The following is a 20,687-nucleotide window of genomic DNA, read 5'->3' as shown; positions in this document are numbered from 1 at the left end:
TTCGAGTAAGGAAATTGACCATGAAAAACGCCTCGATTCTGATCGCCACAAGCATGGATGCCACCACTCGCGAGCTTTCAAAAACGCTGGAAGCCATCCGTGCGATCCCCGCGCGCGCTGTTGTTGCGGTTGTTGGCGATATGCCTGTGTTTCCCTATTACGCTGTCGGCGTTGCCCCCTACGGGATGGCCGATTTTCCGCCCGAATGGCAAGAAAATGTTGCCGTGCGCAAGGAAGCCCTGAAGGCAAAGGGGGACGAGATCGAACAACTGCTTCAGAAGCATGATGTCTCGGGCGAAGTCTGCACAATCGCTTGCGAACTGGCCTATGTTGCCGAAAACGTGGCGCGCCGTGCCATGCTCTGTGACATGGCTTTTATCACCAGTGACTTGCGTGAAAGCGATGCGTTGTTTCAACAGGTCGCCAACGGGGTTTTGTTCCAGTCTCCCATCGGGGTTGTGGTCAACGATTTTGGGGCCGAAGCGCTCAGCGCACCCAAGCGCGTCTTTGTGGCTTGGGATACCGATATGCACGCAGCTCGCGCCGTGCATCAGGCACTTCCTCTCCTGCGGCAGGCCGACGAAGTTACCCTCGGCTGCATTGACCCTGTGATGACAGAATACCGCGATGGTGAAGACCCGGGCGCAGATGCGGCCAAATGGCTGACCCATCATGGTTGCAACGTAACGGTCCAGCAGTATCCAAGCGGCGGGCTGAGTATTGGCGAAAGCTTGCTGGAGCGCGCAAAAGACAGCGGAGCCGATCTTATCGTGATGGGCGCTTACGGCCACTCGCGGATGCGCCAATCCATCTTTGGAGGCACAACCCAAACGCTGATCACCCAGACAGAACAACCCGTCTTTCTGGCACACTGATCATGCCTGCACGCGTGATCCCTCTTTAGCTGGAAGGGTCACGCACTTTGGCTGACTGCTTTTCGCGGTAGCCGTCCGCATCACCATATTCCAGAAAATCAGCATAGTAGCTGTGCACGCCCGCCATGCGCCTTGCGTGCTTGATAGGACACCAGCGCTTTTCTGTCCGGCCAGCTATCTCGACGGCATAGGCCAAAAGCCCGTTGCCATAGGCACAATAGACACAGTTAAGCTTTTCCAGCCCATTGAGATAGGCCAGATGCTTGCGATCAAAAGTGAGGTAGTCGGAGCGCTTCACTTTTTGAATGCCGTACACGGGAAAGCAGACTGCCTGATAAACGGTGATAAAAATATCGAGCAAAACAAACGGAATAATCATCGCATAGATGACCGGAGCCGTCAGAACCACAGATATCGTTGCGCCGCCAAGATAGGACATGAGCTTTTGCTTGAGCCTCTCGTGCCTTTGCGCAACGTCACGTTCAAACACAACGCGTTTTCGCTCCATCTTGTATTCGAAACGCTCGCGGCGCTCGGCAAAAGCATCTTCCAACTCGTCCTCAAGGGCCTTGATTTTGGCAATGAGGCTGGCGACTTTATCGGTCATGACGGTGTCTCTCCTGTTGGCGACGACGGCTAGATATACAAGCGCGAAGGAGGCCGACGCCCACTTGCTCGGCTATCGCGCCAAAGCATCCTCGGCAAAGGCATCATAGGCGCGCAGCGCTTCTACGCCATAAACAGTTGACGGGCCACCGCCCATCAGGATCGCCACGCCGATCATTTCAGCAACTTCGCGGCGGCTCGCACCGGCCCTGAACACGGCGTGGGCATGATGCGCAAGGCAGTCGTCGCACCGCAGGTTGATTGCAATCGCAAAGGCAATCAACTCCTTGACCTTGATAGATAAGTCCCCATCCCCGGTCGCATCCATCACCAGTCGGCCAAAGGCCGAAGTCGTGCTCGGCAAGACCTGCGCCAAATCGCCATATCCGGCGCGATACCGATCTGCGATTACCGTATAGTTTTTCATGGTGCGCCTCCCTGTCTTGCTCCTAAATCCTACCGAAATGAGAAACTGCGCGAATGTTACGGATCAATCCCCACGCCCCCCTCAAGCCTCAAGTCCACGGCGCACCGATTGTGAGATGAGCACAAAGGCGATGCCCGTGCTCAGAAAATCAATGCCCACAATCACCCCGAGGATCACAGCCGAGGCTTCGGGCAGCACAAACAGGATATAGACACCCAGTGCGATACTGATAAGCGCCGACAATATACCCCAGGCCCAGCCCGAAACAGAGCGCGCCCAAAGCGCGAAGGCAAACTGAGCCGCGCCCGTGAGAATAAGCATGACCGCGACCAGAATGGTCAACGCCACAAGCCCCTGAAGCGGAAAGAACAACATCCAGAGTCCCACAGCAAAAGTGATCAGCCCTGCGACCAGCTCCCAGAGAAACAGCCGCGTGCTGCGCAATGAAAAGGCGCCGACAACTGATATGGCTCCGCTCAGCGTCAGCAGCCAGCCGATCATGATTTCGACAATAAGCGAGCTCACAAGCGGCATAACCAGCGCGGCAATACCAAGCACAATCATCACAACACCGGCCCAGAAAAGGCCCTTGTGCATCCGCGCCAGCAAGGCGGCGGGGGCCGCACGCCCGGAAATGTCGATATAGGTTGTCTCGTGTTCGGTTGTCATTTTCGGCCTCTCCTGATTTTTCCAATAGCTAAACCCATCAGCCACCCCGAAATTGATAGATGTCAATCTTCAGGCCCATCGCCCAGATCAGGCATCCAGATCGCATAGCGTGGATCGTTCTCCAGAAGCTGCAAGCGCCGCTTCAGCCCCGCGTTTTCCTCAACCAGCGACAGCACAAGCGCCACTCCGGCGATATTAAGGTGCAAATCCGTCTGAAGGCGCTGCACCTTGCGCACACGCGTGATGCAGGTGCTCTCAAAGCGCCAGACAGTCTGGCTTGCCCCCTCGGGCTCCAGAATACCCTCCTCGACAAGCTCGATAACCCAGTCTGCAGGCGAGCCGCAAATGCGACACAGATCAAGCAGACTCAGCGGCGTGACAATCTCACCCGAAGGCACAAGGGCGGTTGATTTTGACATGATCAGGCTCCCAGTCTTGCGCGCGGATCAAAGTGCATCTCGCGCGCCATCTCTTCATAAAGCTCCCGTGCTTTTGCGCTTTCGCTCGGCGGAATGACGATCTTGAGCACAACATAAAGATCGCCCGCGTGTTTGCCCGGAATACCCCGCCCCTTCAGGCGCAGCTTCTTGCCCGCTTGCGCGTGTTTGGGGATGCTCAGCTCCACCTTGCCGCTCGGTGTCGGCACGCTGATCTTTGCGCCCAAAGCCGCCTCCCACGGGGCGATAGGCAAATCCATATACACGTCGCGGCCCTCAACGCGGTAGGCGCGATTTTCCTTGATCGTCACCTCAAGATAGAGGTCTCCGGCCTTGCCCTCGCCATACCCCGGGGCGCCCTTGCCCCGCAGACGTATGTGTTGGCCTTCAATCACCCCTTTGGGGATTGTCACCCTGATCGTGCGCTCCCTGAGCACCACATGCCCCGAAGCGTCGAGCTCGGGCGCGCGCAGGGTAAAATCACGGGTTCCACCCTCATAGGCTTCTTTCAGATCAATGACGATCCTGGCGTGGTTGTCCTGCCCCTGCGCATGAAACCGCGCCTCCGAACGCATGTTGGGCGAGGCCTTGCCACGGCGCGCAAACAGCTCGTCAAAAAACGAGCCAAAGCCGCTCGGGTCGGCCTCGGTATAGCCACCTCCGGAAAATTCGAAGCCTTCGTCCCAGTCGGGTGGCGGGCGAAACGCCTGCCCTTCCTTCCAGTTGGCCCCGAGTTGGTCATAGGCGGCGCGCTTCTCGGGGTCTTGCAAAACCTCGTAGGCCTCTCCCACGTCCTTGAACTTGTTCTCCGCCTCGGCAGCATCCACGCCTGTGTTCACATCCGGGTGGTATTTGCGCACAAGCTTTCGGTAAGCGCGCTTGATCTCGTCCTGCGTCGCCGTGCGTTCAATTCCCAAAACCTTGTAGTAGTCTTTATATTCCATCGCCTCATCTTTCCCGCGCGCAGATTTCTACGCACCAAAAGCTTGTGGACATCTATCAGTTCCACGGCGCAAGCCTCGGTGCTCTTGTCACTCGAGACCATTATGGCAGTCCAAACAGCAGGCAAATTGACAAACCGCAATTCGCGACAACCCGAGACGCGCGGTGATGGAAAACTATCAAAGGAAATATGGTGGGTCGTGAGAGGCTCGAACTCCCGACATCTTCGGTGTAAACGAAGCGCTCTACCAACTGAGCTAACGACCCGTGCGGCGGTGTTTAGCCTCAGCCGCGCGGCCTTGCAAGCGCGTTTTGTGAGAAAAATCCGGAAAGATGCGAAAAACTTTCACAGGCCATTTCGCGCAGCCCCAAATCGACACTGAAAAAAGAAAAACACGCAGCTGTCAGGCCACGTGCTTTTACAGAATTCTACTTGAAAACCTGTTTATTCGGCCGCTTCGGCTTTGTCTTCAAGTTCTTTGATCACCATATCGGACTGGCGCAGGCGCAGCTGGATCACACGGCCATTCGCAACAAGCTTGGTGCGGGCAACTTTAATTTTCCCAAGCGGCTTGAGGTTCAGTTCGCGGGCCTCGCCCAAAGCTTCGCCCAGCACCTCGAGCATGGCTTCGGCAATCGGCTTCACATCCTTGCGCTTTGCCCCCGAGCGTTTGGCAACTTCATCAAGCAATTGTTCCTTGCGCATCTCGGCCGGAGCCAGCGTTGGCTCTGCCGAAGTCACAACCATCGGCGTGACTTTGGGTGCGGCGGCTTTGGCCTCGGGGGCTGCGGTCGGCGCAACTGTGGCTAGCGTCGGACCTGTGCCTGCAAGTGCCGGCTTCTTCACCGCTTTAGGCGCTTTTACGGCCTTAGCAGCGGTCTTCTTTGGGGCTGCCTTTTTAACAGTGGTTGCTTTGGCAGGTTTTGCCGCTTTGGTGGCTTTGTCTTCTGTGGATGACTGCTTCATCGTGTTATGCCTCTATATGTGGTTCTTTTTCCTTGGAGGATAGCAACTTATATGGTCGCTGACTAGCGATTTCCTTAACAACAAGGGCCAAAGAGCCACCACAGCACAAAAAAGCGCCGCCTCATACCGAGGCAGCGCTTTCTTCAATCTGCCTTGTTGCTGTGGGAGCGCGTTCTAATGCGCCGTGGCCCCTGTTCCGCCCGTGCCTGCAAGGCGAGCAGCAGCTGCGGCTTCTTCGGCCTCCTCATCCCATTCGATGGGCTCGGGGGCACTCACCAACGCATACTTCAGCACTTCGCTCACATGTTTCACAGGGATAAGCTCAAGACCGTCTTTCACATTGTCCGGAATATCGGCGAGGTCTTTCTCGTTTTCTTCCGGAATGAGAACCGTCTTGATCCCCCCTCTGAGAGCGGCAAGCAACTTCTCCTTGAGGCCGCCAATCGGCATGGCATTACCGCGCAGGCTCACTTCGCCTGTCATCGCAATATCCTTGCGCACAGGGATACCCGTGAGCACAGACACAATCGAGGTGACCATAGCAAGGCCGGCGCTTGGCCCGTCTTTGGGCGTGGCCCCATCAGGGACATGCACGTGAATGTCGATCTTGTCGAACTTCGTGGGCTTCACCCCGATGCTCGGGCTGATCGAGCGCACATAGCTTGACGCAGCCTCGATGCTCTCTTTCATCACATCCCCAAGCTTGCCTGTGGTCTTCATACGGCCCTTGCCGGGCAGCTTGAGCGCCTCGATATGAAGCAAATCACCCCCGACCGATGTATAGGCCAGCCCCGTGACAACACCGATGGCATTCTCGTCTTCCGCAAGCCCGTGGCGGTATTTGCGCACACCGAGGAAATCACCAAGGTTGCCAGACGTCACTTTGACTGTCTCCACCTCTTTCTTGACGATCTGCGTCACCGCCTTGCGCGCCACCTTGGCAATCTCGCGCTCAAGGTTCCGCACGCCCGCCTCGCGGGTGTAATAGCGGATGATGTCCGTCAGCGCCTCATCTGTCAGCTCGAATTCACGGGCTTTCAGGCCATGGTTTTTGATCTGCTTGCTGATCAGGTGCTGCTTGGCAATCTCGCGCTTCTCGTCTTCGGTGTAGCCAGACAGCGGAATGATCTCCATACGGTCAAGCAGTGGTCCGGGCATGTTGTAGCTGTTCGAGGTTGTCAGGAACATGACATTGGAAAGGTCATATTCCACCTCGAGGTAGTGGTCTACAAACGTGCTGTTTTGTTCCGGATCAAGCACCTCGAGCATAGCCGAGGCAGGGTCGCCGCGAAAATCCTGACCCATCTTGTCGATCTCGTCGAGCAGGATAAGCGGGTTCGTTGTCTTGGCCTTTTTCAACGCCTGAATGATCTTGCCGGGCATCGAGCCGATGTAGGTGCGGCGGTGGCCCCTGATTTCGGATTCATCGCGCACACCACCCAGCGAGATGCGAATAAACTCGCGCCCCGTGGCTTTGGCAACAGACTTGCCAAGCGAGGTCTTACCAACACCGGGAGGGCCAACAAGGCACATAATCGGGCCTTTCAGCTTCTGGCTGCGCTGCTGCACGGCAAGATACTCGACAATGCGCTCCTTAACCTTCTCGAGGCCATAGTGGTCATCATCCAGCACCTTTTCGGCGCGGCCCAGGTCTTTTTTCACGCGCGATTTCACACCCCACGGAATGCTGAGCATCCAGTCGAGATAATTGCGCACAACGGTCGCCTCGGCCGACATGGGAGACATGTTCTTCAGCTTTTTCAGCTCGGCTTCGGCTTTTTCCTTGGCTTCTTTTGAGAGCTTGGTCTTCGCGATGCGATCTTCCAGCTCGGCCAATTCGCCCTCGCCTTCCTCGCCATCGCCCAGCTCTTTCTGGATCGCCTTCATCTGTTCGTTGAGATAGTATTCGCGCTGCGTGCGCTCCATCTGGCTCTTCACGCGCGTTTTGATCTTTTTCTCAACTTGCAGCACGCTCATTTCGCCCTGCATGAGACCGTAAACTTTCTCAAGCCGCGCACTCACATCAAGCGTTTCCAGAAGCTCCTGCTTCTGGTCCACTTCGATGCCCAGATGCCCGGCGACCAGATCGGCCAGTTTCTCGGGCTCTTGCGCCTCTCCAACAGCCGTCAGCGCTTCTTCGGGAATGTTCTTGCGCACTTTTGCATAGCGCTCGAATTCATTGCCAACCGTGCGCAACAGCGCCTCGATGGTTGTTTCGTCGCCCAGTTGTTCACTCAGAGCCTCGGCACTGGCTTCAAAAAACTCGGGGTTGTCGAGGTATCCGGTGATGCTCACCCGCTCGATCCCCTCGACCAGCACCTTTACAGTGCCGTCAGGCAGCTTGAGAAGCTGCAACACGTTGGCCAACACGCCAACCTGATAGATCCCGCTTGTGTCCGGGTCGTCATCTCCCGGGTCAACCTGTGCGGCGAGCAGAATTTGCTTGCCATCATTCATCACCTCTTCCAGCGCGCGAACCGATTTTTCACGGCCCACAAAAAGCGGTACGATCATATGGGGAAAAACCACGATGTCGCGCAGCGGCAGTACCGGGTAGGAGGCGTTCATTTGCTTTGTCATGCTCTTGTCCTGTTCAGTGGCAAGGATACGAACCCCTCACCTGAGGCAGTCACACATCCTTCCGCGTTTTCGAAGTGTTAACTTGGGTGTTGCCCGCCCCCATTTCAACACGAATTTGCGCCAAGATGCCTTTCGGCGCGTCAATCAGCAAGGCAGAAATGAACGGATTTTACGTTAGATTGGCAGCAAACAGCATGATTTGGCGCCAAAAGCCGCCCATCTACACCTCACAAGCACGTAACAAGCGCGTAACATGCCGCGAAAAAGCTACTGCGCGCGGGTTTACGGGGCGGCCTGCTTTCCCTATATAAACAGTCAGGAACCAAAGGACGCCTGCCATGACTGAAATGATCGACCCGATTGAAGGCACACCGCTGATCGCCCCGTCTGATACGGGCCACCCGCTCTACGAGAACATTGTAGAGGCCTGCCGCTCGGTCTATGACCCTGAAATCCCCGTCAATATCTATGATCTCGGCCTGATCTACACCATCGAGATCAACGCGGAGAGTGAAGTGCGCGTGCTTATGACGCTCACAGCCCCGGGCTGCCCTGTTGCAGGCGAAATGCCGGGCTGGGTCGCCGAGGCGATCGAGCCGCTCGAAGGCGTCAAACATGTCGATGTCGAGCTGATCTGGTCGCCACCGTGGGGTATGGACATGATGTCCGATGAAGCCCGCCTTGAACTCGGTTTTATGTAACCAAGCCAATTCCCTAGAAGGATATACTCATGTTCGGCATTCCAGGCAAACAAGCTGTCACCATGACAGATGCCGCCGCTAGACAGATCCGCAAACTGATGGACGCCAAAGGCCACCTGGGCCTGCGCATTGGCGTCAAGAAAGGCGGCTGCGCGGGTATGGAATATACCATGGACTATGTCGACGAACTCGACCCGCACGATGAAACCGTGGAGCAAGGCGGCGCGCGCATCCTGATCGCCCCGATGGCGCAAATGTTCCTGTTCGGCACAGAAATCGACTATGAAGTCTCGCTGCTTGAAGCGGGCTTCAAGTTCAACAACCCGAATGTCGAAGACGCCTGCGGTTGCGGAGAGTCGATCAAGTTCAAGGATGTCGAGGCGCTCGCCGCAGATTTGGGGCAAAACGGCGAAAAAGGCTAGTGGCTGTTTCTACCGATCAAATCGCCTATGTCCACGACCTCTTTGAAGCTGTCGGCGGTATCAGCACCCGCAAAATGATGGGCGGCCTTGCGATCTATTCAAACGGTATCATCTTCGGGCTGCTGCACTCCTCGGGTCAGCTTTACCTAAAAGGCGCGAACGGCTTCGGTGAGCAGCTTGAAAAGCTCGGGGCAACCCGCTGGTCTTACAAGAAAAACAACACATCTAAAGCCGTCCAGATGCCTTACTGGACCCTCCCCGACAGCGCCGCAGACGACCCCTCCGAAGCCACGGCGCTCGCCTTTGCCGCGCTACAGCACCTCTAACACCTCAAGTCCTTTCTTATTGCCGTAAATATCCCGGGGGAGTGCGAGGGGGTTGGCCCCCTCGCTTGATCGGATTTTCGCTATGCGAAAATTCGAAGCTCTCTCACGCGCCCTTGGCCTGTAAATGCACATAGGTCTCGTCATAACGCCGCGTCAGATACTCGCCCGCCGAGATCGGTTCGGCTCCTTCAGCACTCACATCTGTGTCGTAATTCGGGTTGAAAAACATCGGAACCGATATCCGCTCCGCCCCCGTGCCCACAACGCGGTGCAGAGTAGCTTTCACCTTTCCGCCCGACCACATCTCGAGCATTTCACCAAAATTGATGACAAACTCCCCGGGCGTCACCTCGACGCCATGCCAAGTCCCGTCTGTCCCCAAAACCTCAAGCCCCGCCGTGCCATCACCCGTCAGAAGCGTGAGGCAACCATAGTCGCTGTGCGCGGCGATGCCGAAGTCTTTCTCCCCGGCCCAAGCAGGCCGCGCGGGGTAGTAATTGCTGCGCAACAGCGCCATGGGCCTTGTGAAACGCGTCTCAAAGTATCCTGCATCCTGCCCCGCAGCCTCGGCGATATAGCGCAAAAGCGCGCGGCACAGCTCAATCGCCTGCGTGTAATACTCCTGCACTGTCGTCGCAAACCCCACCGGCACATCAGGCCACTGGTTCGCACCATAGACAAGCAAGCCGCTCTCTTTCAGCGGGTCGCCCTCGGGCAATTCGAAACCACAGTCAAACACTTCCTTGTAATCCGGGTTCGCCATCGGGTCGACTTGCTCCGAGCCGCTCGCGCCCCAGCCTCGGTTAGACCCTGTGCGCGCCATATCGACTTTGGACTTCACCTCCGCAGGCAGCTTGAAGAACGCCGCATAAGCCTCAATAACCTTTAGCGCTTCGGCCTTACTGATCGGTGTATTGGCAACCCGCAGAAATCCTGTTTCCAGCACACCACGGCGCAGCTTTTCGAATGCTTCCGCCTCGCCGGCCTCCAAGGCCGCAAAATCAATCTTGTCGATCATCGCACCTGTCCCTTAATTCCATGAATCCTTCTAGCCCATCACAGCAGAAGCGCAACCGCACCAGATGCGTATTGGCCCCGCGCGAGCAAGCTGATAGATCTGATCAAAGACACAAAGGAGCATATCATGCGGCGCAAACTGGCAGCAGGCAACTGGAAGATGAACGGCACGCGGGCCAGCCTTGCGGAACTGGCGGTTCTTGCAAAAACCCACGCGGCCTCCGAAGTTGACATCCTCATTTGTCCGCCTGCCACGCTCCTCACCGCCGCCTGTGGCCACGCTCCTCTCATGATCGGCGCGCAGGATTGCCACATGGCCACATCAGGCGCGCATACGGGAGATATCTCCGCTGCGCAGATCAAGGATGCAGGCGCAACCGCCGTCATCGTCGGCCATTCCGAGCGCCGCGTTGCGCATGAGGAACACTCCGAAATCGTCCGCGCCAAGGCCCGTGCAGCGCAGGCCGAAGGGCTCACCGCCATAGTCTGTCTCGGCGAAAGCCTCGCCCAACGCGAAGCTCAAAACACCCTCGATATCATCGGTGGACAGCTTGCAGGCTCCATCCCCGACAATGCCACAGGCGAAAACCTCGTGGTCGCCTACGAGCCGATCTGGGCCATCGGAACGGGCCTTGTGCCCGATCTCGCGCAAATCGGCGAGGTGCATGATTTCATCCGCAGCCGCCTCGAGCGCCGCTTCGGGGCAGGTGTGGGCCGTTCGGTGCGCCTGCTTTATGGCGGCTCTGTCAAGCCCGACAATGCCGCCGATATCTTCACCGTGCCCAATGTCGACGGCGCGCTGGTGGGCGGCGCCTCCCTCACAGCGGCCGATTTTTCACCGATTATCACCGCTTTGGAAACAGTCTGAGCCAGTTTCCTTGCATGAATAGGTTTCCCAAACTGCGGGAAACCGGTTAATCTTCCCTGTGTTTTAAGGGGTAGTTTAATGAATATCATGTTTTTCCTGATCGCTGCGCTGATGATCCCGTCGTTTGACAGCAGTGATGATGCAGAAGTTGATGCAGGCGCAACACCTGATCCTGACGCAACGCCGGACCCCACGCCAGATCCAAACCCTGACGCAGGCCCCGATACCGACCCAACCACAACAGCAGGCTGGAGCACAGCCACCGGTCCCACGGGAGCGCCCGTCATTCAGGGTGACGCGTCTAACAACATACTCGGCCCAACTTCAATCATGGATTTTGTCACGGCTGACACAACCCTTGCGACCCTGCCGCTCAACACAATCGGGGTGGACGGTGGCGAAGGTGACGACATCATTAACATGACCGACACTGATGTGGCCTACGTTGATGGCGGCGCAGGCAATGACCTTCTCACTGGCTCTGGCTTTCAGGCCTCTGGCCCCGCTCTGATCAACGGCGGAGACGGCGACGACACCATCAATATCGGCGAAGCAGAAGCTTATGGCGGCGCTGGTGACGACAGCATCAGTGGCGGCGGAAACGGGTGGTTTGCTGGCGGAACAAGCACAGCTCTCTTCGGCGACGAGGGCAATGACACGATTGAACTGACCGAAGATGGCAGAGCCTCGGGCGGCGCGGGTGATGACACAATCACAGCTGGCGGCCTGAGCACGATCACAGGCGGAGCTGGCGATGACAGCCTCACCGTTCGTGACAATGACGGGTTCTATGAAACAATACTGTCTTCTGCAGACGGCGGCGCAGGCGATGATAGCTTGGCGTTTGAGTATGACAACCAAACCTATTTTGGCGGATCGTCGGACCCGTCACTCGACACAGATGTCGCCCTCACAGGCGGCGCGGGTGCTGACAGCTTCACCGTCACGGGCGTGTTTGAGGCAGTCCCCGTGAGCGACACCAGCGGCTCTGCCCTCTTCGCCACAATCACAGACTTTGACCCAAGTGAAGACACCCTGCTCATCGAGCTTAGCGGCGAAACTCTTGCTGACGGGGCCAGCGGGGTCAGCGGCTTCACCTCCAATCTTGATGTTGACCTTGTTTCAACGGTGTCAGATCCGGAGATCGGCACATTTGATATCAACTTCACCCTTAGCGGCCAGAACGCGGCGGGCGAAACCCTGTCACGCGCCATGACCATCCGCATCGAAGAGCTGGGCAACATCGAGTTTGACTTTCTAACCATCACAGAAGCGCCCAATGGCGTTGCTGTCTCGATTGATCAGACAGCCACAGCCGCAGCCTAAGCCTTACAAAGCGGTTAAAGCGGCAGCATTGTTGTGTGCTTGATCTCTTCCATCGACAAAAGCGCCGTCACGTTGTGAATTTTCACTTCCGAAATCAGCGCCTGGTAAAACACATCATAGGCCCGCGCATTGGCCACGCGCACCTTGAGGATATAGTCGATGTCCCCCGCCAGCCGGTGTGCTTCCATCACCTCGGGGCGCGCATTCAGCACCCGCAGGAAAGCCTCCTGCCAGCCTTTCTCATGCTCGCTCGTGCGCACCAGCACAAAGAAACAAGCCTCAAGTCCGAGCGCCTCGGCATCGAGCAAAACAGTCTGCTGGCGGATCACCCCGCCCTCTTTCATCTTGCGGATACGGTTCCAGACAGGGGTTTTGGAACTGCCCACCTGCGTGGCGATCTCGTCCAGTGATTGCGCACCGTCACGCTGCAACTCGCCCAGAATTTTGCGGTCCAATGCGTCCAGTTTCAGTGTCATGGCCGGCATCCTTTTTAGCCCTATTCGCCTGCGCCCCATCAAAACATATGTTCCAAAACGGGCGATACATGCGCCTCTTATTAAAACAGTTTCCCATATTCAAGCAAAACAGCACCTCAAGAGATTGCCTCTGCACCTGATTCAGATCAAAGCTGCCTAAAAGATACGGGTTTATCAGATAGACAACCCGAACCAGCGATACCAAACAGAATGAGAGCCCAAGATGACCGAGGCAAAAGCGATCAAAACCCCCACCCTCCCTGACGCGCAGACAGTCACGGAGGTGAAGCACTACACCGACCGGCTGTTCAGCTTTCGCTGCACGCGGCCTGCGTCTTTGCGCTTCCGCTCGGGTGAGTTTGTCATGATCGGCCTCATGGGCGAGCCTGATCCGAAATCCGGCAAGCAAAAGCCGCTCCTGCGCGCCTATTCCATCGCAAGCCCGAGCTGGGATGAGGAGCTCGAGTTCTACTCGATCAAGGTGCAGGACGGCCCCCTCACCTCGCGCCTCCAGCACATCAAGGCAGGGGACGAGATCATCCTGCGCCCCAAGCCCGTCGGCACGCTGGTGCATGACGCCTTGCTGCCCGGCAAGCGCATCTGGTTCTTCGCGACAGGCACGGGCTTTGCGCCCTTTGCGAGCCTGCTGCGCGAGCCGCAGACATACACGGATTATGAAGAAGTCATCATCACCCACACCTGCCGCGAGGTCGGCGAGCTGGCTTACGGCGCCGAGATCATCGAAAACCTGAAAACCGACGAGCTCCTCAACGAGGTCATCGGCGAGGGCTTCTGGAAGAAGATCAAATACTACCCGACCACAACCCGCGAAGAGAGCCCGAAAATGGGCCGCATCACCGACCTTATGCGCACAGGCGTTGCCTTCAAGGATTTGGGCGTAGAGCCGATCTGCCCCGAGCGCGACCGCGCCATGATCTGCGGCAACCTCGCGTTCAATCTGGAGCTCAAAGAGATGCTCGAAGAATTTGGCCTCGAAGAAGGCGCAAACTCCGAGCCCAAAACCTATGTCGTTGAAAAAGCTTTCCTCGACTAGCGCCGCCGCGCTCTTTTGGTTCGTCGGCACCGCGCTGGCCGAGCCCCCGCCTGCTTCGGACTGGACCACGCAAAAATGCGTGCTCTATGCAGAGGGCTGGGCATGGGTTCTCAAAACACAGGATCTCTCCGGCACAAGCTCCGGTTTCCTCACCGAGCACCAGCGCTTCATTGATGAAGGCTGCGACCACAGCATCGAAATATGCCCCGAAACCAAAGCCGACTTTGCGCTGGCCGACCTGCTCACAGTAATCTCGATGAACGAGGGCATGGCCAGCACCTTTGTGCCCTTCGCCTGCCCGCAGTAGCGCCCTGCTCCTGGCCTTCCGGGCCGAGCCTCTACACAATCTTGCAACGGCTCCCCGATTGTTTCCGCCGCCGCAATAATGCACCCATATTTTTCATATTTCCTCCACAAAATCGCTATGTTTTCCTTACACTTAGCGATACTTTCCTGGGCAAACATCACAAAGGACATTCTCATGGGCGCTTCCCTTTTCGTAATTCTCGGCCTCTTCGCGGCCGGCGCTCTGGCGGGTGTATTTGAGTCTTCAGACAACGAGAATGAAACCGGCGATACCGATCAACCCCTCACCGATGGCAACGATACCTTCAACGGCAGCGCAGGGGATGACATCATCGACGCACGCGGCGGTGATGATCTGGTCGCAACCAATGGCGGCGACGATCTGGTCCGCCTCGGCGCGGGCGATGATGCCTGGGCTGACAATGATTTCTCCCTGCTGCTTGATCCGAACCAGTTTGCCAGCCTGCCCCCGAGCGGCGATGATACCGTCTCTGGCGGCACAGGGGATGATGCGATGGTTTCGGTCTCGGGGTCCGACGTGCTCTCTGGCGGCTTTGGCGATGATTCCATGCTCAGCGTCGACCTTGATTTCAACAATGGCGTCCCCCTGCCCGATGCGCCCGATACACTTGACGGCGGCGAAGGAAACGACACGCTGGGCGGCGACGATGGCGACGTCCTCACAGGCGGCAACGGGGCCGATGACTTCAAGGTGCTGCTCACGCAAGATCCGTCGGTTGCTCCGCTTGAGGCCAGCACCGACTCTCCCGTCCACATCACCGATTTTGCCCCCGATGAAGACATGCTCACCATAGAGTTGATCGGCGGGCTTGACTTTGACGTAGACGATGTGAGCTTTGAGGAAGACAGCGCGACAGGAGATATCCTGCTCACAGCCGACGAGATCACCTTTGTGCGCCTTTCGGGCGTCGCCTTCAGCGACCTGACAGCCGCCAACTTCTCGATACTCGTCAGCTAAAAGGCGGCTCACCCCCCACAATAAAAGCCCCGCTTGATTAAGCGGGGCTTTTCTTTTCCGTAAAGCTTAAGGGCTTACATGCCCATGGCTTCTTTCACTTTCGCAAGGATCGCCTCAAGAGCTTCAGGGTTATCCTTGGCTGCTTCAAGACCTTTCGTCAGCATGGTTTTCTCCATAGCGCCGATTTTTTCCGAGCCTTCGATCATCTCGGTAACCTTATCAAGGTTGAAGCCCTCGGTTGTGAGCAATTCGCTCATTCCGCCGGTTGCGTCTGTCGCGGCTTCAGTCGCCGTGTCGGTTGCATCTGTGGCTGCTTCAGTTGCCGTGTCGGCTGCGTCTGTCGCGGCTTCCGTCGCCGCGTCGGTTGCGTCTGTGGCTGTTTCTGTTGCCGCATCCGCTGCATCTGTGGCGGCTTCAGTTGCCGTGTCGGCTGCGTCTGTCGCGGCTTCAGTTGCCGCATCCGCTGCATCTGTGGCTGCTTCAGTCGCAGCATCCGCTGCATCTGCGGCTGCGTCAGTTGTTGCTTCCGTGGCGTCTGTCGCTGTGTCTGTCACTGCGTCAACCGCATCAGAGGCTGCTTCCGATGCCGCATCCGCTGCATCCGAGGCTGTATCGGCAACAGCATCTGCAGCGTCTGAAGCCGCTTCTGTGGTTGCATCAACAGCATCGCTGGCGGCGTCTGCTGCGCCTTCCGCTGCGTCTGTAACGGCCTCAGCTGCATCACCGGCTGTTTCTGTCGCTGCGTCAACCGCACCTTCAACCGCTTCGGCAACACCTGAAGCTGCGTCCGAGGCTGCATCTGTCACCGCTTCAACAGGCTCGGCTTCTGTCACTGTTTCAGTGACGCTTTCAACAGCTTCACTCACGTCCTGGCCTGAATAGATGAAATAACCCGCGCCCAGCACAATCGCTGCGAGCACAATCCAAAGTAAATTCTTCATAACTTTCCCCTTAGGTTGGGCGCCCAAATTCTCCTTGAGCGCGCTCAATGTGCCAAATGGCGCAGCCCGCAGGAAGCTGCAAGGGGGAAAGCCGCCCAAATAAGCTCAAATCAGCCGATTGCCGCTTGAATCCACACCAACAGCCCTCTACCTTGCCCCAGACTCTCAAGGTCAACCACATAAGGAACAAAACCATAGCCCGTAGACCACATAACGCGCCTCCACAGCGCGACACTGGCCCCCGCGTCAATGACCGTATCACAAGCAATGAAATCCGCCTGATCGGCGCCGATGGTGAAAACGTGGGTGTTGTTACGCCTGCGCAAGCCATGGTGATGGCTGAAGAGGCCGAGCTCGACCTTGTCGAGATCTCGCCCAATGCAAACCCGCCGGTTTGCAAGATCATGGATTTCGGCAAGTTCAAATACGAACAGCAAAAGCGCGAAGCCGAGGCCCGCAAGAAACAGAAGATCATCGAGATCAAAGAGGTCAAGTTCCGCCCGAATACGGATGTGAACGACTATAACGTCAAGATGCGCAATGTGACCAAGTTTCTGGAAAACGGCGACAAGGTGAAGATCACCCTGCGCTTCCGGGGCCGCGAAATGGCCCACCAAAATCTGGGCCGCGAATTGCTTGAGCGCGTGGCCAAAGATGTGACCGAAGCAGAACTCGGCAAGATCGAGAACTTCCCCAAGATGGAAGGCCGCCAGATGGTCATGCTGATCGGTCCAACCGCCAGCAAATAATCTGCCAACAGTTAAAAAACGCCCCGTCTCAGACACGGGGCGTTTTGCATTTAAAGACCCTGCCTCAAAACAGCGCCCCCTCAGGGCAACAGGAGATGCCTAAGTGGGAAAAACGCTTCCAAACCCAGGACTACGTCTTCGGAACCGAGCCCGCCCGGTTCCTCAAAACCCATGAGGCTCTGCTCACCGAAGGCCAAACCGCGCTCAGCGTCGCCGATGGCGAGGGCCGCAACTCGGTTTTTCTGGCCGAAAAAGGCCTCACCGTCACTGCGCTGGAACAAGCTCCCTCCGCTCTCGCAAAAGCCCGCAAGCTCGCAGCGGCGCGCAACGTCACGGTTGATTTCAGGCAGGCCGATGTCATGGCCTACGACTTCACCGATCAATACGACATCGTCGTCGGCATCTTTATCCAGTTCATGGGCTCCGAGTCCCGCCGCCGCCTCTTCCAGGGCATGAAGACCGCAGTAAAACCCGGCGGCCTCATCCTGCTGCACGGCTACACACCCAAGCAGCTTGACTACAAAACAGGCGGCCCACCCCACGTTGACAATATGTATACCGAGGTCATCCTGCGCGGCCTCTTCGCTGGCTGGGAAGTGCTCACCTGCCAAGACTACATCCGCGAAATCACCGAAGGCTCAGGCCATTCAGGCCGCTCCGCCCTGATCGATTTCATCGCCCGCAAACCCGCCTGATCTTTTTCTTGCCCTAAATATCCCGGGGGATGATGCAAAACCAAGGGTTTTGCATTTCGGGGGCAGCGCCCCCTCTTCCTAATCAAACCTGCGCGGCGCAAGCCGCCCCGATGGTTCCCCCGAACAAGCAAACGGCCCGCGCTTTCCAGCACGAGCCGCCTACCCATGGGGTTCTTAAACAAACTACTCGGCAGGCACAGACACGCCGCCTCCCCCAATACGCTCAGGCAAGACAAAGGCGATAACGACAAATGCCAGCCCCATCACAATGCCGATCAAGTCGCCGGACATTGCCGTCAAGCCCTCATAACCCGAGTCAGGCACAGCCCCGAGCGTGACCTTTCCGCCCATAACATCGTCCAGCATTCCGCTGGCCTTCCATGCAGGATAAGTCACCATATAGGCCGCAGCACCAAGCAAGCCGCCGGCGATAAAGAACAGAGCGTCCTTACGTCCCGAGGCCGCCGCACAGACACCTGTGCCCGGGCAAAAGCCCGAGGCCGCCCAGCCGGCACCCAACATGAGGCCGCCGACAAACACACCGACATAGGCCGCTTTCACGCTCATATGCCCGACATCCACAAGCCCGGCCATCTGGCCACCAAACATCAGAACCGAGCCAAAGCCGATCGCCAGAAGAATGGTTTTCATCAGGTTCAAATTCGTCAGCGCCAGCATCCGGCCAATCCACGTGGGGTTGGTTGCGCCGACACGGTCAAGCACAGCCCCGAAGAGCGCGCCGATTACGATTGCGAGTAGAATTTCCATCTCAGCTCTCCTTCCGGAACATGAATATCGCCACAGGAACCGCCGCTGCAAAAGCGCCTGCCGCAAAGATATAGCCCGACACAGCCGTCTGCATCATGCCGCTCATCATGTGACCCGAGGTGCAACCGCCAGCAAGGCGCGCGCCGTAAAGAACGATAAAGCCGCCAACAAAGGCCACCGCATAGCGCTTGGCAGTCGATGAGCCTTGGGTGTTGCGCCAGATTTCGGGCATGTTGCGCTCTTCAGCCGACAGCCCGCCGCGCAAGCGTGTCGAGAGAAAAGCGCCTGCCATCATCGCCAGCACGAAGATGAACGAATAGTTCAGCGGGTTGGCAACCGATTTGGCGTATTTGCCACCCGATTTCGCCAGATAGGCGTTGGTCGAGGTGTAACCCTCGTCCGTTTGTGTCACGAGCTCGCTGTTCACAACATCGCCGATGATTCCGTCCAAAATAACAAACTGTGTGCTCACACCGATCGGCTTCACCAGCAACACGGCAAGGAAAAAGACCCCCCCGAGCAGCAAGCCGCCAATCTTCCAATCCAAAACCATGGTGTTTCCTCCTGTTACATTCCGCATTTCGAATATCACAGGACCGCCCACACAAACTTGATGCATGTCAAATTTCGCATGTGATCTGCATTGTTTCCAATACCGCTAAAATCACACATGTATTACATAAAAACTTGCGCATACCCTTGTGGATATTGACGCTAACCCATGCAAATGGCATAGTTTTTGGAAACAATAAGATGCCATAATGCCGAAGGCGAAGCCAAAAAGGCGCGGCACATGAAAGAGGCGAGCAGTCAGATGCATCACAGAACCGGCACAGGCGCGGGGCGATTGTCATGAACATCACAGCCCTGACCTGTGTGAAAAACGAAGGCCCCTTTCTTCTGGAATGGATCGCCTACAACCGCGTGATCGGCGTGACCGATTTCATGATCTATCATAACGATTGCACCGATGGCACCGACCGCCTGCTTGAAAAGCTTCAGGAGCACGGCATCGTCGAGACGATGGTAAACCCCGCCAAGGGCCGCAATTACCAGATGGAAGCGCTCAAAAAGTCGCGCCGCCGCGCCTCGATCAAAAAGGCCGATTGGGTCTGGGTCGCCGATGTTGACGAGTTCCTCAATATCCACGTCGGGGATCACACCATCCCCGCGCTCATCGAGGCCTGCGGCAACCCGCAGTGCATTTCCGTGACTTTCCAGTTCTTCGCCAGCTGTGGCATCGAAAAATATGAAGACAAGCCGGTGATCGAGCAGTTCCTCTATTCACACAACCCCGACATCTGGACACATGAAACCGCGATCGAGGTAAAATCTCTCGTGCGCTCCGATTTCCCGATGACCTATTTTGGCGCGCACCGTCCGTTTCATGATGGCAAAAATCTTCCCCGTCGCAAGCAGCCCACATGGACAGACGGATCAGGCCAGCCTGTGATGATCCAGTTCATCAAGATGGTCAACAAACGCCGCATCCGCAAATACCCCTCCAAAGGGGTGCGCAACTTTGCCACGCTCAACCATTACGCCGTGCGCTCGCTTGACAGCTATCTGGTCAAAAACGACCGTGGTGATGTGAACCGCGAGTTCCGCGAATTTGATGACACCTACTGGCGCGAGCGCAACGATGCCGCCTACTTCGATGACAGTATCCTGCGCTACAAAGACAAGCTCGCCGCCGAAATGGACCGCCTCAAGGCGCTTGATGGCATCGGCGCGTTGCACGACGAATGCGTCGCACTGCACAAGGCCAAGCTTGAAGAGCTGATGGCACAAGATACCTACCAAGCCATGCGCAAGCAGCTTCAAACCTGCTCGCCCTATCCGCCAAACGAGGCCGAGCTGCGCGAGCTTATCGGCATGCCCGCATGAGCGATACGTTCAAAATCGTCAACCTCGGCCTGCCCAAAACCGGCACAACCACGCTGACACGCGCGCTCAGACGTGCACAAATCCGCACGGTTGACTGGCGTATCCACCGCCGCCAAAGCACCGATCCGGAGCTTGTCGGCAAACATCTCGGCACCGTCATGTATCGTGATTATTTCGATCATGGTGATCCGTTCCACCGCCTCAACGACTTCCGCGCTTTCAACGAACTCAGCCAAGCGGGCCTGCACTATACAATCTGGCCCCAAACCGACTGGGGGATGATCGACGCAATCCAGCGTCACCACCCCGACACGCGCTTTTTGCTCAACATGCGCGATCCCGCTGAAACCGCCTCTTCCATTATGCGGTGGGGCAACCTCGGCACGCTGCGCCTGCCCAACACCAATGTCCCCGGCCTGCCCAAAGGCTATGGCGCCGAAGAGAGCCACCTCGCCCGCTGGGTTCTGGGGCATTACATGTTCTGCGAACGCGTCTTTTCAGGCGCCGATAACTTCCTCGCCTTTGATATCACCGATCCTGACGCACCCAAGAAAGTTGGCGCATTCCTTGGCATTGATCTGCCGTGGTGGGGCCGCGCAAACGAAAACAAATCGGCGCCCGCAAAGCCTGCGGCCCCTGCCGACCAACCAGTGTAAGAACGAGTAACGC

Annotated in this window: 25 protein-coding genes and 1 tRNA gene; 13 read left to right on the top strand and 13 right to left on the bottom strand. The window is 57.1% G+C overall.

Translation table 11 applies throughout. The features are described from left to right. Positions 1-20 precede the first annotated feature (20 nt). The gene (locus OE750_RS02175; RefSeq protein WP_263760878.1) at positions 21-875 is read left to right on the top strand and encodes a universal stress protein; all 855 of its coding nucleotides are present in this window, start codon (positions 21-23) and stop codon (positions 873-875) included. Positions 876-900: 25 nt separating this feature from the next. Here OE750_RS02175 and OE750_RS02170 read toward each other — a convergent pair whose 3' ends face one another. From OE750_RS02170 to lon, 8 genes are all read right to left on the bottom strand, one after another. Then, the gene (locus OE750_RS02170; RefSeq protein ID WP_263760876.1) at positions 901-1,482 is read right to left on the bottom strand and encodes a hypothetical protein; all 582 of its coding nucleotides are present in this window, start codon (positions 1,480-1,482) and stop codon (positions 901-903) included. A 72-nt stretch (positions 1,483-1,554) separates the two neighbouring features. Beyond that, positions 1,555-1,908 carry a carboxymuconolactone decarboxylase family protein gene (locus OE750_RS02165; RefSeq protein ID WP_263760874.1) on the bottom strand — a complete coding sequence of 118 codons (354 nt, stop codon included), beginning with the start codon at positions 1,906-1,908 and terminating at the stop codon, positions 1,555-1,557. Positions 1,909-1,989: 81 nt separating this feature from the next. Next, on the bottom strand, positions 1,990-2,577 hold the full coding sequence (locus OE750_RS02160; protein WP_263760872.1) for an HdeD family acid-resistance protein: 588 nt from the start codon (positions 2,575-2,577) through the stop codon (positions 1,990-1,992). A 62-nt stretch (positions 2,578-2,639) separates the two neighbouring features. Continuing rightward, the gene (locus tag OE750_RS02155; RefSeq protein ID WP_263760870.1) at positions 2,640-2,996 is read right to left on the bottom strand and encodes a chaperone modulator CbpM; all 357 of its coding nucleotides are present in this window, start codon (positions 2,994-2,996) and stop codon (positions 2,640-2,642) included. Positions 2,997-2,998: 2 nt separating this feature from the next. Further along, the gene (locus OE750_RS02150; RefSeq protein ID WP_263760868.1) at positions 2,999-3,958 is read right to left on the bottom strand and encodes a DnaJ C-terminal domain-containing protein; all 960 of its coding nucleotides are present in this window, start codon (positions 3,956-3,958) and stop codon (positions 2,999-3,001) included. Positions 3,959-4,147: 189 nt separating this feature from the next. Continuing rightward, positions 4,148-4,223: transfer RNA gene (locus OE750_RS02145), tRNA-Val, on the bottom strand. A gap of 178 nt (positions 4,224-4,401) precedes the next feature. Continuing rightward, positions 4,402-4,923, bottom strand: a complete 522-nt coding sequence (locus OE750_RS02140; RefSeq protein WP_263760866.1) for an HU family DNA-binding protein — start codon at positions 4,921-4,923, stop codon at positions 4,402-4,404. A gap of 174 nt (positions 4,924-5,097) precedes the next feature. Then, positions 5,098-7,503: an endopeptidase La gene (gene lon / locus OE750_RS02135; protein WP_263760864.1), complete on the bottom strand. Its 2,406-nt coding sequence runs from the start codon at positions 7,501-7,503 to the stop codon at positions 5,098-5,100. 338 nt (positions 7,504-7,841) lie between these two features. Between lon and OE750_RS02130 the strand changes: the two genes are divergently transcribed. The 3 genes from OE750_RS02130 to OE750_RS02120 are packed head-to-tail and all read left to right on the top strand — an operon-like array spanning position 7,842 to position 8,952. Next, complete coding sequence (locus OE750_RS02130) at positions 7,842-8,204, top strand: SUF system Fe-S cluster assembly protein (RefSeq protein WP_263760862.1); 363 nt, start codon at positions 7,842-7,844, stop codon at positions 8,202-8,204. A gap of 29 nt (positions 8,205-8,233) precedes the next feature. Then, positions 8,234-8,626: a HesB/IscA family protein gene (locus OE750_RS02125; RefSeq protein ID WP_263760860.1), complete on the top strand. Its 393-nt coding sequence runs from the start codon at positions 8,234-8,236 to the stop codon at positions 8,624-8,626. Then, entirely contained in the window at positions 8,626-8,952 is a 327-nt protein-coding gene (locus OE750_RS02120) for a TfoX/Sxy family protein (protein ID WP_263760858.1), read from the top strand. Before OE750_RS02125 ends, OE750_RS02120 begins: the two co-directional genes overlap by 1 nt. Before the next feature lie 103 nt (positions 8,953-9,055). On the opposite strand, the gene OE750_RS02115 is transcribed toward OE750_RS02120, so the two are convergent. Beyond that, positions 9,056-9,970 (bottom strand): isopenicillin N synthase family dioxygenase, encoded by a 915-nt coding sequence (locus tag OE750_RS02115; protein WP_263760856.1) that lies wholly within the window; start codon positions 9,968-9,970, stop codon positions 9,056-9,058. Positions 9,971-10,096: 126 nt separating this feature from the next. Here OE750_RS02115 and tpiA point away from each other — a divergent pair, with 126 nt between their 5' ends. Both tpiA and OE750_RS02105 read left to right on the top strand, forming a co-directional pair. Next, positions 10,097-10,837 (top strand): triose-phosphate isomerase, encoded by a 741-nt coding sequence (gene tpiA, locus OE750_RS02110; RefSeq protein ID WP_263760855.1) that lies wholly within the window; start codon positions 10,097-10,099, stop codon positions 10,835-10,837. A gap of 78 nt (positions 10,838-10,915) precedes the next feature. Continuing rightward, entirely contained in the window at positions 10,916-12,163 is a 1,248-nt protein-coding gene (locus OE750_RS02105; RefSeq protein ID WP_263760853.1) for a hypothetical protein, read from the top strand. A gap of 14 nt (positions 12,164-12,177) precedes the next feature. Here the strand turns inward: OE750_RS02105 and OE750_RS02100 are convergent, their stop codons facing one another. Continuing rightward, a complete protein-coding gene (locus tag OE750_RS02100) occupies positions 12,178-12,639 on the bottom strand; it encodes an Lrp/AsnC family transcriptional regulator (protein WP_263760851.1) in 462 nt (153 codons plus the stop codon). Positions 12,640-12,862: 223 nt separating this feature from the next. On the opposite strand from OE750_RS02100, the gene OE750_RS02095 reads away from it, so the two are divergent. The 3 genes from OE750_RS02095 to OE750_RS02085 all read left to right on the top strand — a co-directional run bounded on the left by OE750_RS02095 (position 12,863) and on the right by OE750_RS02085 (position 14,978). Then, complete coding sequence (locus tag OE750_RS02095) at positions 12,863-13,693, top strand: ferredoxin--NADP reductase (protein WP_263760849.1); 831 nt, start codon at positions 12,863-12,865, stop codon at positions 13,691-13,693. Beyond that, complete coding sequence (locus OE750_RS02090) at positions 13,665-14,000, top strand: hypothetical protein (RefSeq protein ID WP_263760847.1); 336 nt, start codon at positions 13,665-13,667, stop codon at positions 13,998-14,000. The genes OE750_RS02095 and OE750_RS02090 overlap by 29 nt, the downstream gene beginning before the upstream one ends. Positions 14,001-14,174: 174 nt before the next feature. Beyond that, on the top strand, positions 14,175-14,978 hold the full coding sequence (locus tag OE750_RS02085; protein ID WP_263760845.1) for a calcium-binding protein: 804 nt from the start codon (positions 14,175-14,177) through the stop codon (positions 14,976-14,978). A gap of 74 nt (positions 14,979-15,052) precedes the next feature. Here the strand turns inward: OE750_RS02085 and OE750_RS02080 are convergent, their stop codons facing one another. Further along, entirely contained in the window at positions 15,053-15,919 is an 867-nt protein-coding gene (locus OE750_RS02080; RefSeq protein WP_263760843.1) for a translation initiation factor 3, read from the bottom strand. Between the two features lie 194 nt (positions 15,920-16,113). Between OE750_RS02080 and infC the strand changes: the two genes are divergently transcribed. Beyond that, the gene (infC, locus tag OE750_RS02075) at positions 16,114-16,668 is read left to right on the top strand and encodes a translation initiation factor IF-3 (protein ID WP_412176187.1); all 555 of its coding nucleotides are present in this window, start codon (positions 16,114-16,116) and stop codon (positions 16,666-16,668) included. Between the two features lie 95 nt (positions 16,669-16,763). Then, the gene (locus tag OE750_RS02070) at positions 16,764-17,363 is read left to right on the top strand and encodes an SAM-dependent methyltransferase (protein ID WP_263760839.1); all 600 of its coding nucleotides are present in this window, start codon (positions 16,764-16,766) and stop codon (positions 17,361-17,363) included. Between the two features lie 183 nt (positions 17,364-17,546). Here the strand turns inward: OE750_RS02070 and OE750_RS02065 are convergent, their stop codons facing one another. Together OE750_RS02065 and OE750_RS02060 are read right to left on the bottom strand one after the other, a co-directional pair. Beyond that, positions 17,547-18,131, bottom strand: a complete 585-nt coding sequence (locus tag OE750_RS02065) for a YeeE/YedE family protein (protein WP_263760837.1) — start codon at positions 18,129-18,131, stop codon at positions 17,547-17,549. Between the two features lies 1 nt (position 18,132). Continuing rightward, entirely contained in the window at positions 18,133-18,684 is a 552-nt protein-coding gene (locus OE750_RS02060) for a YeeE/YedE family protein (RefSeq protein ID WP_263760835.1), read from the bottom strand. Positions 18,685-18,983: 299 nt separating this feature from the next. On the opposite strand from OE750_RS02060, the gene OE750_RS02055 reads away from it, so the two are divergent. Continuing rightward, positions 18,984-20,018, top strand: coding sequence for a glycosyltransferase family 2 protein (locus tag OE750_RS02055; protein WP_263760833.1), 1,035 nt, complete (start codon positions 18,984-18,986; stop codon positions 20,016-20,018). After that, the gene (locus OE750_RS02050; protein ID WP_263760831.1) at positions 20,015-20,674 is read left to right on the top strand and encodes a sulfotransferase family protein; all 660 of its coding nucleotides are present in this window, start codon (positions 20,015-20,017) and stop codon (positions 20,672-20,674) included. Before OE750_RS02055 ends, OE750_RS02050 begins: the two co-directional genes overlap by 4 nt. The last annotated feature ends 13 nt before the right edge of the window (positions 20,675-20,687 follow it).

The organism is Lentibacter sp. XHP0401 (assembly GCF_025751535.1).
GTDB lineage: Bacteria > Pseudomonadota > Alphaproteobacteria > Rhodobacterales > Rhodobacteraceae > Lentibacter.
Note: the sequence above shows the minus strand (reverse complement) of the source record. Positions and strands in the feature narration are given on the sequence as shown.

Excerpts from the sequence above, each read along its gene's own strand:
- OE750_RS02175 (WP_263760878.1), top strand. The coding sequence starts at position 21 with ATGAAAAACGCCTCGATTCTGATCGCCACAAGCATGGATGCCACCACT.
- OE750_RS02170 (WP_263760876.1), bottom strand. The coding sequence starts at position 1,482 with ATGACCGATAAAGTCGCCAGCCTCATTGCCAAAATCAAGGCCCTTGAG.
- OE750_RS02165 (WP_263760874.1), bottom strand. The coding sequence starts at position 1,908 with ATGAAAAACTATACGGTAATCGCAGATCGGTATCGCGCCGGATATGGC.
- OE750_RS02160 (WP_263760872.1), bottom strand. The coding sequence starts at position 2,577 with ATGACAACCGAACACGAGACAACCTATATCGACATTTCCGGGCGTGCG.
- OE750_RS02155 (WP_263760870.1), bottom strand. The coding sequence starts at position 2,996 with ATGTCAAAATCAACCGCCCTTGTGCCTTCGGGTGAGATTGTCACGCCG.
- OE750_RS02150 (WP_263760868.1), bottom strand. The coding sequence starts at position 3,958 with ATGGAATATAAAGACTACTACAAGGTTTTGGGAATTGAACGCACGGCG.
- OE750_RS02140 (WP_263760866.1), bottom strand. The coding sequence starts at position 4,923 with ATGAAGCAGTCATCCACAGAAGACAAAGCCACCAAAGCGGCAAAACCT.
- lon (WP_263760864.1), bottom strand. The coding sequence starts at position 7,503 with ATGACAAAGCAAATGAACGCCTCCTACCCGGTACTGCCGCTGCGCGAC.
- OE750_RS02130 (WP_263760862.1), top strand. The coding sequence starts at position 7,842 with ATGACTGAAATGATCGACCCGATTGAAGGCACACCGCTGATCGCCCCG.
- OE750_RS02125 (WP_263760860.1), top strand. The coding sequence starts at position 8,234 with ATGTTCGGCATTCCAGGCAAACAAGCTGTCACCATGACAGATGCCGCC.
- OE750_RS02115 (WP_263760856.1), bottom strand. The coding sequence starts at position 9,970 with ATGATCGACAAGATTGATTTTGCGGCCTTGGAGGCCGGCGAGGCGGAA.
- tpiA (WP_263760855.1), top strand. The coding sequence starts at position 10,097 with ATGCGGCGCAAACTGGCAGCAGGCAACTGGAAGATGAACGGCACGCGG.
- OE750_RS02105 (WP_263760853.1), top strand. The coding sequence starts at position 10,916 with ATGAATATCATGTTTTTCCTGATCGCTGCGCTGATGATCCCGTCGTTT.
- OE750_RS02100 (WP_263760851.1), bottom strand. The coding sequence starts at position 12,639 with ATGACACTGAAACTGGACGCATTGGACCGCAAAATTCTGGGCGAGTTG.
- OE750_RS02095 (WP_263760849.1), top strand. The coding sequence starts at position 12,863 with ATGACCGAGGCAAAAGCGATCAAAACCCCCACCCTCCCTGACGCGCAG.
- OE750_RS02090 (WP_263760847.1), top strand. The coding sequence starts at position 13,665 with ATGTCGTTGAAAAAGCTTTCCTCGACTAGCGCCGCCGCGCTCTTTTGG.
- OE750_RS02085 (WP_263760845.1), top strand. The coding sequence starts at position 14,175 with ATGGGCGCTTCCCTTTTCGTAATTCTCGGCCTCTTCGCGGCCGGCGCT.
- OE750_RS02080 (WP_263760843.1), bottom strand. The coding sequence starts at position 15,919 with ATGAAGAATTTACTTTGGATTGTGCTCGCAGCGATTGTGCTGGGCGCG.
- OE750_RS02070 (WP_263760839.1), top strand. The coding sequence starts at position 16,764 with ATGCCTAAGTGGGAAAAACGCTTCCAAACCCAGGACTACGTCTTCGGA.
- OE750_RS02065 (WP_263760837.1), bottom strand. The coding sequence starts at position 18,131 with ATGGAAATTCTACTCGCAATCGTAATCGGCGCGCTCTTCGGGGCTGTG.
- OE750_RS02060 (WP_263760835.1), bottom strand. The coding sequence starts at position 18,684 with ATGGTTTTGGATTGGAAGATTGGCGGCTTGCTGCTCGGGGGGGTCTTT.
- OE750_RS02055 (WP_263760833.1), top strand. The coding sequence starts at position 18,984 with ATGAACATCACAGCCCTGACCTGTGTGAAAAACGAAGGCCCCTTTCTT.
- OE750_RS02050 (WP_263760831.1), top strand. The coding sequence starts at position 20,015 with ATGAGCGATACGTTCAAAATCGTCAACCTCGGCCTGCCCAAAACCGGC.